The organism is Euzebya sp. (assembly GCF_964222135.1).
Classification (GTDB): Bacteria; Actinomycetota; Nitriliruptoria; order Euzebyales; family Euzebyaceae; genus Euzebya.
Genome location: NZ_CAXQBR010000023.1, coordinates 1 through 13,425, shown reverse-complemented (window position 1 = coordinate 13,425; position 13,425 = coordinate 1). Strand labels below are relative to the sequence as shown.

The window sequence follows — 13,425 nt, the reverse complement described above, 5'->3', positions numbered from 1 at the left end:
GTCCGACGCCGTCGGGGACTCGAGGGTTGCACCCCGCTCAGAGAGCGCCCGGCGGTGGACCTGGCGGGGCACCCACCGCACCGGGGGCCGGTGCGCCGCGCGGACCGGGCGTGCGGGCCAGGTTCGCGAAGCGGGAGTGGTGGCCGAGGAAGGACAGCCGGATGTTGTCGAGGCGGCCCGAGCGGTGCTTGGCGATGATCAGCTCGGCCTCACCCTTCGCCTCGGTCTCGGGGTTGTAGACCTCGTCGCGGTAGATGAACCCGACGATGTCGGCGTCCTGCTCGATCGCGCCGGACTCGCGCAGGTCGCTCAGCATCGGTCGCCGGTCGGTGCGGTCCTCGGGCTTGCGGGACAGCTGCGACAGGGCGATGACCGGGCAGCCGAGCTCCTTCGCGAGGACCTTCAAGCCACGGGAGAACTCAGCGACCTCCTGCACGCGGCCGTCGGACTTCGACTTGTGGGACTCCATCAGCTGGAGGTAGTCGACGACGACCAGGCTGAGGCCGTGGCGCTGGTGGATGCGGCGGCACTTCGAGCGGATCTCCATCATCGACACGCCAGGGGTGTCGTCGATGAACAGCGGCGCCTCGGCCAGCTTCCCCATCGCCTTGCTCAGCTTCGGCCAGTCGTCGGCCTTGAGCTTGCCGGTCCGCATCCGGTCGGAGTCGATGCGCGCCTCGGCGCTCAACATGCGGTTGACGATCTCCATCTGGCTCATCTCGAGGCTGAAGATCACCGCGGGCTTTCGCTGCGACGCGGTCACGTGGCTGATGATGTTCGTGACCAGCGTCGACTTCCCCATCGCCGGACGCGCCGCGAGGATCACCAGCTGGCCCGGCTGCAGGCCGCTGGTCAGCTCGTCGAAGTCGGTGAAGCCCGTCTCGAGCCCGGTGATCGTGGAGTCGGAGTCGTGCAGCTTCTCGATCAGGTCGAACGCCTCGAGCAGCAGGTCCCGCATGGGGACGAACTCCCCGCCGCGCTGGTTGTTGGCCAGCTCGAAGACGAGCGCCTCCGCCTCGTCGACGGCGTCGACACCGGTCTTCTCGAGGTCGAAGCCCAGCCGCGTCATCGTGCTGCCGGCCTCGATCAGGCGCCGCTTGAGGGCCCGGTCGTTGACGATGCGGGCGTAGTAGACGGCGTTCGCGGGCGTCGGGACCTGCGCGGAGATGTCGGTGATCGCGAGCGCCCCGCCGACGTCCTCGAGCTTGCCGCGGTGCTGCAGCTCGTCGGCCAGCGTGACCGAGTCGACCGGCTCTCCCTTGTCGTAGAGGTCCCGCATCGCCTCGAACATCGTGCGGTGCGCGCCCCGGTAGAAGTCCTCGGGCCGGACCAGCTCGGACACCTCGGCGATCGCGTCGGCGCTGAGCAGCATGCTGCCGAGGACGCTGACCTCCGCCTCCAGCGAGTACGGCGGGGTCCGGTCGAAGCCCCGCGTCGCCCCGGCACCCGGACCGACCCCCGACGGAGGGGGGCCGGCGTCGTAGTCGGGTGGCGAGGACATGGGCGCGACGTCTCCTTGGGGCGGGCAGCGTGGGGGCCAGCGACGGACTGTGCCAGGGGGGTGTGACGTCGTCACGCAGCTGCCGGAGATCGGAACACCTCGCCACCCCCTCTGCGGCCACCCACAGACGGGCGTGGGTTGTCCCCAGGGATCACACGGGTGCTCAACAGGTCCCGACGGGTCATCCACACCTCATCCACAGACCGGCCGAACCCCGCGGACAGATCGTCTCATCACTGCGAGCGACGTCGCTGCGAGGGTGGATCAGGACGTGTCGGCGCACGCCCCCGGACGCGGACGACCCCCGCAGCCCGGGTGGGCGGCGGGGGTCGTCTCGACGGTGTGGGGAGGGTCGCTCAGACCTCGTCGTCCTCGGTGTCCGCCGGGTCGGTCGCGGGGACGTCGGCCTCGTCGACCGCGTCCTCGGCGAGGGCCTCCTCGAGGACCTCCGAGCCGGACTCGATGACCTCGTCGGCGACCACGTCGACGGTGACGGTGGCCACGACCTCGCGGTGCAGGCGCACCCCGACCTCGTGCTGGCCGACGGCCTTGATCGGCCGGTCCAGGTCGATCTTCTTCGAGTCGACGGTGACGCCGGTCGCGCTGGCCAGCGCGTCGGCGACGTCGCGCTTGCCGACCGACCCGTACAAGGTGCCGTCCTCGCCGGCGGTGGCCTGGATGACCAGCACGCGGCCGGACAGCCCCTTCGCCTGCTCCTCGGCCTGGGCGATCTCGACGGCCTCCCGCTTCTGGCGGGAGCGCATCAGCGCCTCGGAGTCCGCGACGGCGCCCTTGGTGGCGCGCATCGCCAGGTTCTGGGGGATCAGGAAGTTGTTGGCGTAGCCGTTGGCGACCTCGACGATGTCCCCGGCGTCACCGAGGTTGTCGACGTATCCCTTCAGGATGACCTTCATGGGTGATGGTCCTCTCTAGCGGCTGGTGTACGGCAGCAGGGCCATCTCGCGGGCGTTCTTGATCGCCTGCGCGAGGAGGCGCTGCTGCTGCGGGTTCACGCCGGTGACCCGGGCGGACCGGATCTTCCCGCGTTCGGAGATGAAGCGCTGGAGGAGCTCCACGTCCTTGTAGTCGATGTACTCGATCTTGTTCTTGCGGAAGAAGTCCTCCTTCCGCTTGCCGGGGCGCTGCTGGCGCTGGGGCTGGGGACGTGCCATGTCTTTGGTACCTCGTGGTCTCTCGAGAGCTGGTCAGAAGGGGACGTCGTCGGGGGTGGGGGGCTCGCTCGGAGCCGGGGCGCTGCCGCCCGGTGAGGGTCGTCGACCCCAGCCGCCACCGCTGACCTTCTCGATGCTGACCCGCGCCCACTTGAGGCTGGGGCAGATCTCGTCGGCCTCGATCTCGGTGACCCACTTCTCCTGGCCGTCCCGGTCGGTGTAGGACCGCGAGCGCAGGTAGCCCTGGATCAGGACCCGATCGCCCTTGTGGAGGGACTCGGCCACGTTCTCGGCCTGCTCACGCCAGATGTTGGCGTTGAAGAAGCCGTCGAGGCGGTCCTCCCAGTCGTTGGTCTGGGGGTTCCGGACCCGGCGGTTCACCGCGACCCGGACGTTGGTCACGGCCACACCCGACTGGGTGTAGCGCAGCTCGGGCTCCGCCGCCAGGTTGCCGATGACGGTGATGACGTTGTCGTTCGCCACGTCTGTGCTCCTCTCGTGTGTCGAGCGCGTCCGCTGCGTGCGGACGCTCGTCGCGTCGGAGGGTCAGACCCGCTTGGTGCGGATCGGCGGGCGGACGAACTTGTGGCGCACGACCTCGTCGGTGATGCCCAACTGGCGATCGAGCTCGGTCAAGCCCTCGGAGGAGATCTCCAGGTCGATGACCGTGTAGAAGCCCTCGTTCATGTGGTTGATCTCGTAGGCGAACTGGCGCTTGCCCCAGTGGTCCACGTTGATCACGTTGCCGCCCTGCTCACCGATCAGGCCGGTGAAGCGGCGGATGTTCGTGTCGACGGCGACGTCGTCGAGATCGCCGCGCGAGATCATCATCAGTTCGTACGTTCGCATTGACCATCCTTCGGTCTTGGCGGCCCTCACGCTCGTGCGGTTGCACCCGTGGAGGGCAGGACGGACGGACCAGCGTACCCGTCGGCCCGTCCGCGGCCCACGACCGTCCGGAGGGGAACCCGTACACGTGGTCGCCCTCCGACGCGTGGCCGATCCTAGGCAGCGGGTGCGACAACGCGCTCGGCCGGCGCGTCGTCGTCATCCGGAGCGGGCACCGAGGCGTCGCCGGCGTCGACCAGCAGCGGGCGCGGCTCCATCCGCGTCCACGGGTACCAGCGGAACGAGCCGCCGACCTCCTCTGCGACGATCTCCGTCGCGTGGCGGGTCTCGGTGCCCCCGTCGGTCGTCACCTCGTACTCCCGGCCGGTCAGGTGGCCGGTGACCACGACGCGGTCCCCCTTGCGGAGGCACGCACGGACGTGGACGGCCATGTCCCGCCAGCACACGACGGTGAAGAACCCGTCGAGGCGGTCCTCCCACTCGTCCTGGGTGCCCGCGACCTTCACGCGCCGGTTGACGGCGACGCGCAGCCGTGAGCGGGGCACCTCCCCGCTGGTAGTGCGCAGGTCCGGGTCGGCGGTCAGGTTGCCGGCGATGGTGATCTGGTTGTGGCTTGACATCGGGGTCGACCTCCGGGTCGTTCGGGATGGGCGTGCCGGCTCCAGGGAACCCGGTCCGCCGACGTCCGCGCGGAGGAATCCGCCACACCTGTGGACAACGTGATCGCCGTGCGGTGGTCGTGAGCAGCGCCGGGCTGAGCCCCAGCCGGACGGCGCGACTGGTCTCAGGGCGCGAGCCTGGTCTCAGATCTGAGACCTGTGCTCGTGGGCAGAGCCAACTCCCAGATCTGCGGTCACGCTCGCGCGACCTTGCGCCCAGATCTGGGGATCCGGTCCGTGGGCGGAGGACCCGCTCAGATCTGAGCACCGCGCCCAGGCGCCACGCCCAGGCGCCACGCCCAGGCACCGCGCCCACGCCCCGCCCCCTCAGCCGAGCTCTGCGAGCAGTGCGGCCGCGTGACGGCCGCTGCGCGGGTCGGGTCGGACCTCGCCGGTGGCCACCCACCACAGCCGGGCCAGCACGTCGGCGTCCGCGGGAAGGCCCTCGAGCCAGCCCAGCGCGGCGGTGGCCTCGTCGACGTGCCCGTCGCACCACCCCTCAACCCCGAGCGCGGCGGCGCACCGCCGTCCGAGCGCCCAGTCCGGCGTGGCACCCCGCAGCTCCGCGGGAGGGGGACCGCACGGCTGGACCAGCCTGGCCTCCTCCCCGCAGAGGTCGCACTCACCCGCCGTCACCGCCCGCGGACCCCACTCGGTGTGATCCACCCACGGGTGGCGGGCGCGCAGCGCCTCGCGCAGCGCGGCCCGGTCGAGGTCAGGCATCGACGTCCCACCACAGCGTGACCTGGTCGACCGGCGGCATCTGCACCCCGCCGCCCGGCAGGTCCGCCAGGTCCGCACGGACTGCCTCGTCGAGCGCGGCCGCCTGCGGGTGCGACGCGTCGATGCACACCATCCGGCGGGTGTGGTCGAGGACCTCCTCCACGTCATCGGCGATCCCGCCCGGGCGCTGCCACGCCTCGGTCCGGGGGCGCGTCCCGACGACGTCCGCGACGACGTCGGCGAGCAGCTCGGCGCTCGGCCCTGTCGGCCGGTCGATGCCGTGCACCAGCCGGTAGAGCGGCCCCACGCGCACCCACGGGTGGACGGCGGTGACCTCGATCACCACCCGGCGCGCCGCGGCGCGGTGCAGGGCGGCCAGGAACGGACCCGGGTCCTGGACGTCGTACAGCACGTGGCTCGACAGCACGACCGGCGCGCGGCCGGCGGAGTCGGCGACGTCGGGCCAGCGGCCGGGGATGACCGTGATCCCGACCTCGCGCGCGGTGGCCGCCAGGCCCTCGCGGGGCTCGACGCCGAGCACGTCGTGGTCACCGGCGAAGGCGCCTGCGATCCGCCCCGCCCCGACGCCGACGTCGAGGAGCCGCTCCCCGGCCGCGAGCCGCTCGGCGACCACCCGGCCGGTCGGGGTGCCCCGCGGGTCGACGGCGGGACGACGGATCTGGGAGGGGCAGAAGGCGTACGGGTCGCGGGGGGCTGCGGAGAGGATCTCGGTCGGGATCTCCCAGGCCCGCAGCTCGGCGGTCCACTGCTCGGCGGCGGTCATCTGCAACCGATCATGGCCGCCGCCGAGGTGCCCGCGCCACTCGCGCCGGCCACCTCACCCGGCGGCTGGGGTCTCCACCAGCGCCTCGAGCGCGGTCGCGGTGTCCGGGACGATCACGTCGGTCCCGCCCATGATCGCGAGCGGGAGCCCGAGCCCTCGGGCGTAGCCCACGGCCTGGTCGCTGACGACGTCGCCGGCATCCCCCTCGACGGGGATGAACACGCCGGTCGCCGCGCCGGCGGGCACGGTGGCGCTGAGCACGTGGGCGTAGGCGTCGGCCCGGCGGACGTTCACCGCCAGGGCGGTCTGCGGACGGCCCAGCGCGGTCTCGCTGAGCAGCTCCTCCACCGCTGCGGACACCGCGACGACGGTGCCGTTGCGCTCCTCCCCGGCCAGGCGGACCGCGGTCGTGACGCCGCTCAGGTCCGCGGCCGAGTTCATCGCCGCGTCGCTGACCCGGACGGTGCCGCCGACGACGAGGAGCTGGTTGAGGTCGCGGGCCGCGAGGGCCTCGGCGGTGACCGCCGCGACCTCGTCGGGCGGGGTGAGCAGGATCGGGTAGCCGAACTGGGCACCGAGCAGGCCGGCGGCGACGGCGTCGGGCCAGTCGTCCCGGTTGACCAGCAGCGCCATGGGGGCAGGGCCGATCCCGAGCTCGACCAGCACGCGGTCGACCTCGTCGGCGATCGCGACGGCGGTGGCTTCCCGGACCGGACCGGCCAGGCGGACCGGCGTCAGCCCCAGGGCGCGGATGTCGTCCTCGACCGCCGCGGGCACCGCGGCGGGACCGCCCAGCAGGTAGACGGGCGATCCAGCCGCCAGGACCCGCTGCAGCTCCGTCGCGGTGGGCCCGGCCAGCCGGCCGTCGGAGGGGGTGAACAGCAGCGGCGCGGCGCCGAGCGTCAGCGTCGATCCGGCCAACGCGTCGGCGTAGTCGTCGCTGCGGGCCACGACCGCCCAGGCGGCGGGGACCCGTGCCTCCTCGGTGGCGCCCGCGTCGGCGAACAGCGTCGCGGACACGGCGACGGCCTGCGTGATGGGCTCGGTCGGCACCTCGCCGGCGGACACCCGCACCACCGGGACGTCGCCGCCGGGGCGGAGCGGACCGGCATCGCCGACGGGGAAGTCGGGGTCGGGGGCGGGGTCGGCCACCGGCTCACCGGCGGCTGCGGCGATGACCGCCGCACCGGTCGCGAGGCCCCAGCCGCTGTCGTCGTCCCGGCCGGCAGGGCCGAGATCGGTGGCGGTCGACTCGAGCAGGGACTCGAGCTGGGCCGGGGTCAGCTCCGGTGCCACGGCCCGCACCAGGCCGAGGAGCCCGGCCACGTAGGGGGTGGCGAAGGACGTGCCGGTGACCGGCATCAGCGGCTCGGTCCGCGCACCGGACAGCCACCAGCTGGTGGTGAGGACCTCGGTGGCGGCCGTCAGGCCCTCCGCCGCCGCGCCGCCCGGGGCGACCACGTCGACGTAGTCGTTGGTCGTCGAGTACCGCGCCACCGACGCGTCCGGCCCGACCGCGCCGACCGAGATCACGCCGTTGCAGCTCGCGGGGATGTTCGGGGTGGCGTCACCGGCGTTGCCGGCGGAGGACACCACCGCGGTGCCCGCCTCGATCGCCGCGTCGATGACGGCCTGCAAGGCGGTCGGGCAGCTCGCGGCCGGTCCGCCGAGGCTCAGGTTGACCACGTCGGCGCCGCGCTCGGTGGCGTGCGCGATCGCGGCGATGGTGCCGAGGTCCGTCGGCCCGCACAGCTGATCTCCGGGTCGGCGGTGTTGATGTCGAGGATGTCAGCACCCCAATCGACGCCGGCCACGCCGCGCGCGTTCTGTCCGGTCGCGCCCAGGACCCCGGCGACCCAGGTGCCGTGGCCGACCTGGCAGGGGTCGTTGTCGGACGCGCCGGGCTCGATCTGCCCGGAGGAGGCGTCGACCTGCTCGACCACCCGGTCGAGCTCGGGGTGGTCGGCCACCACGCCGGAGTCGGCGATCGCGATCAGCACGTCTCCCGATCCGGTGGTGACGTCCCACGCCTCCTCGATGCCCGTGAGCTGGTGGGCCCACTGCTGGCCGTACGCCGGATCGTCGGGGACGGCGTGGAACTGCCGCACGCGGTTGGGCTCGACGGCGACGACGGAGGGGTCGGCGGCCAGGCGGGCGACGGTGGCGGCCAGGTCGCCGGGCGCCACGTCCACCGCGATGACCCCATCGGCCACCGCGCGGGCGGAGGGATCGACGTCCGCGAACGCTGCGGGTGCACCGGTCGTGGTGACGAGCAGCGAGCCCTCGACCACGTCGGCGCCGTCCGCCCACCCGGGTCCGGTGGGGGGGACCGGACGCGAACGCGCCGGCCGGGCCGTCCGCCCGCCACGCCGCGAGGGCGCGCGCGTGCGCCCCGACCGCGTCGGCGGTGTCGGGACCTGCCGCGGTGGCGGGGGTCGTGGCGCTCAGCGCGGCGCTCGACAGGGCGATGGCGCACGCGACGGCGACGACCACCGCGCGGGGACGGGCCTGGCTCATCCGTTGCTCCTCGATCGTGACGACGACGAGGTCCCCCCCGCCCCGCGGCAGCCGCCGCGGACCGGCACCCTACCGCCTGCGACGACCGGGCTGCGGAGGGTGTGGCTCGCGGGGCGGATGTGCTTGGCTGGGCCGGTGGTCACCGAGGATCCCGCCGGCGCGGAGCACCTGGAGCGGCTCGCGGCGCGGATGGACGCCGAGGTCCGGGCCGAGCAGGCTGCCTACGAGGCCATGGCGCTGCAGGCGGAGCGGCGCGCCCGGACCCTCGCCGACGTCGCCGCCGAGCTGGTCGTCCGGGGCGACGTGGTCGAGGTCGTCGCGGGGCGCGAGGTCATGACCGGCACGGCGGTCCACGCCGGCCGCGACCACATGACCCTGCGGGCCGCGCGGGGCGACGTCGACCTCCCCCTCGCGGGCCTCACCCGGCTCCGGGTCGTCGACCGCGTCCGCGCCGGCGGGCAGTCGCCGCGGCGTGGGGCGAAGACGTTCCGGGCGCGGATGACCGAGCACGAGACGGCGGGCGTCGTCGTCGTGGTCGCCCTGGACGACGGCGAGCAGGTGCGCGGGGTGATCGCCGCGGCCGCCGAGGACCACCTGCTGATCGCCTCGCGCCACGGCGACGTCGTGGTCCCCCACCCCTCCGTGCGGGCGGTGTGGGTCCCCCGCTGACCGTCCGCGGCGCTCCAGGGCTAGGTGGCCCGGTCCCCGCGGGTCGACATCCACGCACCCACTGCGATCGTCCCCGCCGCGACGGCGCCGAGGACGGCCAGCGGCGTGGTCGCGAGGTCGTTGCCGCGCAGCATCGAGTCGCGCAGCAGGTTGATCGCGTGGGTCATCGGCAGCGCCCAGCCGATCGGCTGCGCCCAGTCGAGCAGCCGCTGCGGGCTGAGCAGCAGGTTGCCGAAGAAGACGCTCAGGAGGAGGAGCAGCATCGCGCCCTGGACCACCTGGGTCGTGCTGCGGGCGATCCCGGCCAGCAGGAACCCGATGCCGATGCTCGCCGCCAGCTCGAGGGCGAGGACGATCGCCACCGGCGCGACGCCGGCGCGGATGGGCGCGCCGAGCAGCGTCACGACGGCGAGCAGCATGGCCGCACCCAGGACCAAGCCGATCAACAGGTACGCGACGACCTTGCCGAGCACCCGCTCGATCGGGCGGAGGGGTGAGACGGCCATCAGCTCGGTGGTCCGCTGGATGCGCTCGCGGCTGACCGACAGGGCGATGAACGTGATCGTGAGGTGCTGGAGGATCAGCGCGACCACCGCCGGCGCGTAGAACGCCGAGGTGCTGACCGCACCGCCGAGCGGCTCGGAGTCCCCCTCCAACGGGCTCGCGAGCACGTCGGGATCGCGGTTCAGGAGTGCCTCGACCTCGGCGCGGACCTGTGCCTGGTCCGCGTCGTCGGGCGCCTCGACGCCGGCGGCCTCCGCGGCCCGGGCGACGTCCTCGTCCGACACGTCGCCCAGCACCTCGCGGGCGACGCCCTGCGTGCTCTCGATCGCCGTCGCCACCAGCAGCACGTTGATGTCGTCGACGGCGGTCTGGGTGAACAGGTTGATCGCCTGCGCCTCGAGCGGGTCGAGGAAGCGGTGGCGGACCCGCACGACCGCGCGCTCCTCCTGCTCGACCAGCCCCTCCGCGGTGATGTCGGGCACCTCCACGACGACGTCCACCTCCCCGTCGCGCAGCCGCTCCTCCGCGCTCGCGGCGTCCGTCGTCACGTCCACGATGGTGAGGCGCTCGTCCTGGGAGTCCGCATACCCCTCCACCAGCTCCTGGACGTCGGGGTTGTCCGGCGGGGCGACGAAGATCGTCGGGACGGCCGGATCGGTCGCCCGCACGCCCGACCCGAACAGCAGGAGGATGGCGAGGGGCCCCACGACGAGGATGGCCAGCAGGCCCGGCTGGCGGACCAGCTCGACGATCTCCTTGCGGATGACGCCGAACAGGCGCCGCAGCAGGTCACGCACCGCGGGTCCCCCCCTCGTCCGGGGTGTCGTCGAGCTGGAGCAGCCCGACGAAGACGTCGTCGAAGGGTGTGGTGTAGCGCTCCGCGAGGCGGACCTCGACGCCGTGGTCGGCGAGGAAGGGCACCAGGTCGGCGATGGCCTGCTCGGCGTCGTCCACCACCACCCGGACGGTCCGGCCGCCCGGTCCGGTCCGCTCGGCCGAGACCACGTCGGGGCGGTCGGCCAGGGCCTCGAGGGCGGTGGTGCCGACCAGCTCGGGGGTGTGCAGGTCGACGACGTCGCCGCCGACGGCGCGACGCCTGAGCTCCTCGGGCGGACCGTCGGCCTGCAGCCGGCCCGAGGCGATCAACCCGACGGTGTCGCACATCGTGGCCTCGGACACGATCTGGGTGGTCACGACGACCGTCCGCCCCTCGTCGCGGAGCTCCTGCAGCCACTCCCACACCCGTTGGCGCAGCACCGGGTCGAGGCCGCTGGTCGGCTCGTCGAGGAACAGCAGGTGCGGGTCGTGCAGCATCGCCGCCGCCAGCGCGACGCGCCGCTGCATGCCGCCGGAGGTGTGCTCGAGCCGCGTGCCGCCGGCGTCGCCGAGGTCGAGCATCCCCAGCACCTCGGCGATGCGCTGCTTGGGCTTGCGGACCCCGTAGAGGGACGCGGCGAAGCGGAGGTTCTCGTTCACGCTCAGCTCGGGGTACAGCACGCCGAGCTGGGGCATGTAGCCGATGTCCTGGCGCTGCTCGGTCGTCAGCTGCCGCGGGTCGGTGTCGAACACCGTCACCGACCCCTCGGAGGGCGCGAGGATGCCGGTGAGGATCCGCACGGTCGTGGTCTTGCCGCTGCCGCTCGGGCCGATCAGCGCGTGGATCGACCCCTGCGGCACGGTGAGGTCGAGGTCGTGCAGCACCTCCGTGCTGCCGAAGCGGCGGCTGACCGAGCGGGCGCGCACGACCGGACCGGCGCGGTCCGGCGCGCCGGTGTCGTCGACCGCCGCGGCGGGGAGGGTCGGCATGGACGCCCCCCTATCCGGTTAGGGTCGTCCGCGAACCCATGGCCGTGTTCCCCCTGCCGCCGCGCAGGCTGGCGATCGTCCTGCGGACGGTGGCGGGCCTGGGTCTGGCTGCGGCCGTGCTCGGGCTGATCGCCGGCTGGCTGCTGCTCGGGCGCACCGGGGACGCGCTCGCCGCGTCCCTCGAGCTGACCGACGAGACGCTGACCGCCCTCGACGCCTCGGCCGGGGTGGCCGAGGAGACGGTGGCCGCCCTCGCGGTCAGCCTCCGGACGCTCGAGGCGACGTCGACGGACCTCGACACCGCGTTCGACGACGGCGAGCTCCTCATGCGCGAGCTGGCCGACCTGGTGCGCGACGACGTGGCCAGCTCCGTCGGGGCGGTGGAGGACAGCCTGCCGGGGTTGATCACCGTCGCCGGGACGATCGATTCGACCCTGCAGGCGCTCAGCTCCCTGCCGATCGGGCCGGACTACGACCCCGCGCAGTCCTTCGCCGACTCGCTGCGGACCCTCCAGGGCTCCGTCGACGGGCTGGACAGCCAGCTGGTCGACCAGGCCGACGTGATCGAGCAGACCGCGGGCAGCCTCGCCGATGTGGGTGCGGGGGTCGGTGACCTGGCAGGGGAGATCGCGTCGTTCGACGCCGCCCTGACCGACACCGCCGAGCTGCTCGGCACCTACGACGCGACGATCGCCGAGGGCCGGGACCTGGTGGCGCAGGCGACCGACGACCTCGGGTCCCAGCTGGTGGTCACCCGGATGGCGCTGGTGCTGCTCGCGGTCGCCTTCGCCGCGATGCAGGTCGTCCCGCTGCAGATGGCCGCGATGGTGGACCGGGTCGATGCGCGCGGCGGTCCCGACCGCCGGCGGCGGCGCCGGTCGATCAGACCGAGCCGGACCGTGCGCCCTGCTGGTCGTGGGACGGGAGGTCCCGGAGCCACGTGACGATCTCGTCCTTGAAGTACCGGAACACCCGGCCGCCCGGCATCTTGTGGGCCGGGATCGTCCCCTCGCGCGACAGCTTCCGGACGTAGTCGAGGTTCATGTCCAGCATCTCGGCGACCAGCGCCGCGGTCAGGATGTCGGGGTAGTCGTCGAGGGACTTGCTGCCTGCCATGCCGGCCTCCGGGGGTGCGTGGTTGGACAGGCTACGACGGTTCATCGCGGTCGGACGGGGGGTTTCCACAGCCGGCGGGAAGGTGGGGGTTGAGCGGGTCGAACGCGCCGGTCTAGGGTGACCCGGCAAGCGGCGGGACGTCCGCCGAGGAGCACGGGGAAGCGGGGCTCACGATGCGTCGTGAGGACTTCATCGACGCCACGTCCGACGATGTCGACGCGGCCATACCGGATGCGGCGCCGGGGCGGGCACGGCGACCGCTCCACGGCGGGTGGGTGCTGATGGTCGCCGCCGGCCTCATCGCCGCCGTGGCGAACTACGCGCTGCTGACCGGGGACGACCCGACGACGGCGGTGGTCGTCGTGGAGGTGGCGGCGCCGGCGGGCACGCCGGTGGAGGACCTGGCGGTCGCCGCGCGACCTGTGCCGATCGACGACCCCGCGGCGAACCTCCTCGTCGTCGAGTCCCAGATGGCGTCGCTGGCGGGCACGGTCACGACCGCGCGGCTCGAGGCGGGGACCATGCTGCGGATCACGGACCTGCGCGTCCCCGCGGGCGAGGGGCGCGGGGCCATGAGCCTGCCCGTCGACCCCGCCCGCGCGGCCGGTGGGCTGATCGTGCCGGGCGACGTCGTGGACGTGATCGCCGGTGACGACGAGGAGGTCGACTACGTGGTCACCGCCGTGGAGGTCCTCGACGTCCGCGAGCCGGGCAGCGGCGTCGGGCAGATCGGCGGGTCGCACGCGATCACCGTGTCGGTCGACGCCGACCAGGCCCTCGCCCTCGCCGCGGCCCTGCGCGCAGGGGACATCGACGTGGTGCGGGCGGCGAGCCCATGACGGGCGGGTTACGGGACGACCCCGTCGTGGTGATCGCGGCCACCCCCCGGTCCTGGGCCGGCCGGTTGCGCGCCCACGCCGCCGACCACGGCGGGGTCGTGGTGCGGGCCTCGGTGCTGACCCCGGAGGACGCCCTCGCCGAGCAGTGCGACGTCGTCGTCCTCGACGACATCACCTCGTTCCTGACCGCCGCGTTCGTGCAGGCGCTCCAGCGCCGCGGGCGGGCGGTGCTCGGCATGTACGACCCCGGCGATCCGCTCGGCAAGGGCCAGCTCATCGACGCCGG

17 protein-coding genes are annotated in these 13,425 nt (G+C 73.5%); 4 read left to right on the top strand and 13 right to left on the bottom strand.

All coding sequences use genetic code 11. From position 1 onward, the window contains the following. Positions 1-37 precede the first annotated feature (37 nt). The 10 genes from dnaB to ACEQ2X_RS06075 all read right to left on the bottom strand — a co-directional run bounded on the left by dnaB (position 38) and on the right by ACEQ2X_RS06075 (position 7,979). A complete protein-coding gene (gene dnaB, locus ACEQ2X_RS06120; protein ID WP_370324909.1) occupies positions 38-1,501 on the bottom strand; it encodes a replicative DNA helicase in 1,464 nt (487 codons plus the stop codon). A gap of 356 nt (positions 1,502-1,857) precedes the next feature. After that, positions 1,858-2,415, bottom strand: coding sequence for a 50S ribosomal protein L9 (gene rplI / locus ACEQ2X_RS06115; RefSeq protein WP_370324908.1), 558 nt, complete (start codon positions 2,413-2,415; stop codon positions 1,858-1,860). Positions 2,416-2,430: 15 nt separating this feature from the next. Next, a complete protein-coding gene (gene rpsR / locus ACEQ2X_RS06110; RefSeq protein WP_370324907.1) occupies positions 2,431-2,673 on the bottom strand; it encodes a 30S ribosomal protein S18 in 243 nt (80 codons plus the stop codon). 33 nt (positions 2,674-2,706) lie between these two features. Continuing rightward, on the bottom strand, positions 2,707-3,156 hold the full coding sequence (ssb, locus tag ACEQ2X_RS06105) for a single-stranded DNA-binding protein (protein WP_370324906.1): 450 nt from the start codon (positions 3,154-3,156) through the stop codon (positions 2,707-2,709). A gap of 63 nt (positions 3,157-3,219) precedes the next feature. After that, positions 3,220-3,522: a 30S ribosomal protein S6 gene (gene rpsF, locus ACEQ2X_RS06100; RefSeq protein ID WP_370324905.1), complete on the bottom strand. Its 303-nt coding sequence runs from the start codon at positions 3,520-3,522 to the stop codon at positions 3,220-3,222. Between the two features lie 155 nt (positions 3,523-3,677). Next, positions 3,678-4,142: a single-stranded DNA-binding protein gene (locus tag ACEQ2X_RS06095; RefSeq protein WP_370324904.1), complete on the bottom strand. Its 465-nt coding sequence runs from the start codon at positions 4,140-4,142 to the stop codon at positions 3,678-3,680. 366 nt (positions 4,143-4,508) lie between these two features. Then, the gene (locus ACEQ2X_RS06090; RefSeq protein WP_370324903.1) at positions 4,509-4,904 is read right to left on the bottom strand and encodes a hypothetical protein; all 396 of its coding nucleotides are present in this window, start codon (positions 4,902-4,904) and stop codon (positions 4,509-4,511) included. After that, positions 4,897-5,688, bottom strand: a complete 792-nt coding sequence (locus tag ACEQ2X_RS06085) for a class I SAM-dependent methyltransferase (protein WP_370324902.1) — start codon at positions 5,686-5,688, stop codon at positions 4,897-4,899. The genes ACEQ2X_RS06090 and ACEQ2X_RS06085 overlap by 8 nt, the downstream gene beginning before the upstream one ends. Before the next feature lie 54 nt (positions 5,689-5,742). After that, positions 5,743-7,374 (bottom strand): S8 family serine peptidase, encoded by a 1,632-nt coding sequence (locus ACEQ2X_RS06080; RefSeq protein WP_370324901.1) that lies wholly within the window; start codon positions 7,372-7,374, stop codon positions 5,743-5,745. After that, complete coding sequence (locus ACEQ2X_RS06075) at positions 7,362-7,979, bottom strand: S8 family serine peptidase (RefSeq protein WP_370324900.1); 618 nt, start codon at positions 7,977-7,979, stop codon at positions 7,362-7,364. Before ACEQ2X_RS06075 ends, ACEQ2X_RS06080 begins: the two co-directional genes overlap by 13 nt. A 361-nt stretch (positions 7,980-8,340) precedes the next feature. Here ACEQ2X_RS06075 and ACEQ2X_RS06070 point away from each other — a divergent pair, with 361 nt between their 5' ends. Then, positions 8,341-8,874: a hypothetical protein gene (locus ACEQ2X_RS06070; RefSeq protein WP_370324899.1), complete on the top strand. Its 534-nt coding sequence runs from the start codon at positions 8,341-8,343 to the stop codon at positions 8,872-8,874. Between the two features lie 20 nt (positions 8,875-8,894). On the opposite strand, the gene ACEQ2X_RS06065 is transcribed toward ACEQ2X_RS06070, so the two are convergent. Both ACEQ2X_RS06065 and ACEQ2X_RS06060 read right to left on the bottom strand, forming a co-directional pair. Beyond that, positions 8,895-10,175: an ABC transporter permease gene (locus ACEQ2X_RS06065; RefSeq protein ID WP_370324898.1), complete on the bottom strand. Its 1,281-nt coding sequence runs from the start codon at positions 10,173-10,175 to the stop codon at positions 8,895-8,897. Beyond that, positions 10,168-11,184: an ATP-binding cassette domain-containing protein gene (locus ACEQ2X_RS06060; protein ID WP_370324897.1), complete on the bottom strand. Its 1,017-nt coding sequence runs from the start codon at positions 11,182-11,184 to the stop codon at positions 10,168-10,170. Before ACEQ2X_RS06060 ends, ACEQ2X_RS06065 begins: the two co-directional genes overlap by 8 nt. Positions 11,185-11,222: 38 nt before the next feature. On the opposite strand from ACEQ2X_RS06060, the gene ACEQ2X_RS06055 reads away from it, so the two are divergent. Beyond that, a complete protein-coding gene (locus ACEQ2X_RS06055) occupies positions 11,223-12,128 on the top strand; it encodes a hypothetical protein (protein ID WP_370324896.1) in 906 nt (301 codons plus the stop codon). Here the strand turns inward: ACEQ2X_RS06055 and ACEQ2X_RS06050 are convergent. Next, positions 12,067-12,300 (bottom strand): helix-turn-helix domain-containing protein, encoded by a 234-nt coding sequence (locus tag ACEQ2X_RS06050; RefSeq protein WP_370324895.1) that lies wholly within the window; start codon positions 12,298-12,300, stop codon positions 12,067-12,069. The two genes, ACEQ2X_RS06055 and ACEQ2X_RS06050, sit on opposite strands and share 62 nt — an antisense overlap. A 173-nt stretch (positions 12,301-12,473) precedes the next feature. On the opposite strand from ACEQ2X_RS06050, the gene ACEQ2X_RS06045 reads away from it, so the two are divergent. Together ACEQ2X_RS06045 and ACEQ2X_RS06040 are read left to right on the top strand one after the other, a co-directional pair. Then, positions 12,474-13,139: an RcpC/CpaB family pilus assembly protein gene (locus ACEQ2X_RS06045; RefSeq protein WP_370324894.1), complete on the top strand. Its 666-nt coding sequence runs from the start codon at positions 12,474-12,476 to the stop codon at positions 13,137-13,139. Next, positions 13,136-13,425: hypothetical protein (locus tag ACEQ2X_RS06040; RefSeq protein WP_370324893.1), on the top strand; the 290-nt coding region annotated here is incomplete at its 3' end. The genes ACEQ2X_RS06045 and ACEQ2X_RS06040, both read left to right, overlap by 4 nt.

Excerpts from the sequence above, each read along its gene's own strand:
- dnaB (WP_370324909.1), bottom strand. The coding sequence starts at position 1,501 with ATGTCCTCGCCACCCGACTACGACGCCGGCCCCCCTCCGTCGGGGGTC.
- rplI (WP_370324908.1), bottom strand. The coding sequence starts at position 2,415 with ATGAAGGTCATCCTGAAGGGATACGTCGACAACCTCGGTGACGCCGGG.
- rpsR (WP_370324907.1), bottom strand. The coding sequence starts at position 2,673 with ATGGCACGTCCCCAGCCCCAGCGCCAGCAGCGCCCCGGCAAGCGGAAG.
- rpsF (WP_370324905.1), bottom strand. The coding sequence starts at position 3,522 with ATGCGAACGTACGAACTGATGATGATCTCGCGCGGCGATCTCGACGAC.
- ACEQ2X_RS06095 (WP_370324904.1), bottom strand. The coding sequence starts at position 4,142 with ATGTCAAGCCACAACCAGATCACCATCGCCGGCAACCTGACCGCCGAC.
- ACEQ2X_RS06090 (WP_370324903.1), bottom strand. The coding sequence starts at position 4,904 with ATGCCTGACCTCGACCGGGCCGCGCTGCGCGAGGCGCTGCGCGCCCGC.
- ACEQ2X_RS06085 (WP_370324902.1), bottom strand. The coding sequence starts at position 5,688 with ATGACCGCCGCCGAGCAGTGGACCGCCGAGCTGCGGGCCTGGGAGATC.
- ACEQ2X_RS06060 (WP_370324897.1), bottom strand. The coding sequence starts at position 11,184 with ATGCCGACCCTCCCCGCCGCGGCGGTCGACGACACCGGCGCGCCGGAC.
- ACEQ2X_RS06055 (WP_370324896.1), top strand. The coding sequence starts at position 11,223 with ATGGCCGTGTTCCCCCTGCCGCCGCGCAGGCTGGCGATCGTCCTGCGG.
- ACEQ2X_RS06050 (WP_370324895.1), bottom strand. The coding sequence starts at position 12,300 with ATGGCAGGCAGCAAGTCCCTCGACGACTACCCCGACATCCTGACCGCG.
- ACEQ2X_RS06045 (WP_370324894.1), top strand. The coding sequence starts at position 12,474 with ATGCGTCGTGAGGACTTCATCGACGCCACGTCCGACGATGTCGACGCG.